2 protein-coding genes are annotated in these 1,286 nt (G+C 31.2%); both read right to left on the reverse strand.

Annotated elements, in window-relative coordinates; all coding sequences use genetic code 11:
* Positions 1 to 34: 34 nt before the first annotated feature.
* Positions 35 to 712 (reverse strand): SMI1/KNR4 family protein, encoded by a 678-nt coding sequence (locus KCG35_RS25365; protein ID WP_215822636.1) that lies wholly within the window; start codon positions 710 to 712, stop codon positions 35 to 37.
* A gap of 14 nt (positions 713 to 726) precedes the next feature.
* Entirely contained in the window at positions 727 to 1,179 is a 453-nt protein-coding gene (locus tag KCG35_RS25370) for a hypothetical protein (protein WP_215822637.1), read from the reverse strand.
* Positions 1,180 to 1,286: the final 107 nt, after the last annotated feature.

Consider the following 1,286-nt stretch of genomic DNA (forward strand, 5'->3'; position numbering starts at 1 on the left):
GTGTCCTTTTTTATTTTGCTTTTATTTAGCTTCCTTACTCTATTTCATTCATCATCTTAATTATATGATCCCTATTATTTTTTTTTGCAAAATCCATTACTCCCTCTAAGTCGAGTCCTAACTGAATGAATAGTTTTAAAGACTTGTCTGCTCCGATTGCTGCTGCAATTTGGGGAAGTGATTGTCCATATGAATTTTTCCAGTATTTGCCAACCCTTTCGACTAGTTTGGATAATTGGTCTTCGTCCTGTAATGCTATAATAGCATTTTCATCTGGGATAATGTATTCGCGTTTACTTAAAAGATTGATAAATTCATTGAAATTATTTGCTATTATTTCAAAGTCACCATAGCAGTCAGCATATATTACTGAGGGTTCTTCATTATCATAGTTTAATCCATATAATGAGGTACCATCATCGCCAATGACTAAGAGTCTATTAATAATATTTTCATTATTTTCGTCTATGATTTTTGTCACATGTAGTTTTGATAACTCATAAAATGGCGTTAAGGATATCCATCTTTCATCCTTAAAAATTTCAAAGTCAGCAATTCCACCATTTGATATCAGCATGATTAGCTTATATTTTTCAGGTAGTTTTAAACTGTATTTTTTTTCCAACTCAAGAAGTTCTGCATTACTACAACCCTTGAGAATCTCACCTTGTTCAGTGTACCAAAAATTAAAACAGGTTTTGTTGATATTCATATGGTTAATATGACTTATTTTAGTGGTTTATTTGGTGCTAAGATGAGTTTAGAATTTTGGTCATATAATGAGTCGTTAAAAAATACTATAGGATTTAGACCAAAACAAAGCTTCCCAATTAAATCTTCAGCTATAGGCTCGTCTTCATCATTGTATATAGTATTAATTGATAGCACTAAGGTTGTTTTCAAAATTTTACTCTTAATTGAGTCTATATAATCCTTAGAAACTTCTTGGGCTTTTGATATATAGTCGATATAGTGAGTAAAACTTTCCAAGTGATCAGGAATATCATCTTGATTCATAAGTATACATGTGGCAGAAAAACTGCCACTATTGTATGTAAAGAGTATATTACCATCTTGGCTGCTTATGATTGGCTTAATTCCATGTATAAGATTTAGCATTTCTTTTTCTGGAAGCTTGGAAAGTGTTTGTGAGTACAGGGCATAGTTTTCATTATTCATAAATAATCTCTTTTTAAAACTACTGATTTCTTAGCTTATAAGCAGTTTATAAGAACAGGACATCCACTATTTGATTGTGATCAAAAAGAAAGAAGAGGACAGCCAAG

It is taken from the genome of Zooshikella harenae, from assembly GCF_018837975.1.
GTDB lineage: Bacteria > Pseudomonadota > Gammaproteobacteria > Pseudomonadales > Zooshikellaceae > Zooshikella > Zooshikella harenae.

What these genes read in the sequence shown, in the direction of transcription:
- KCG35_RS25365 (WP_215822636.1), bottom strand. Translation starts at nt 712, where the DNA reads ATGAATATCAACAAAACCTGTTTTAATTTTTGGTACACTGAACAAGGT.
- KCG35_RS25370 (WP_215822637.1), bottom strand. Translation starts at nt 1,179, where the DNA reads ATGAATAATGAAAACTATGCCCTGTACTCACAAACACTTTCCAAGCTT.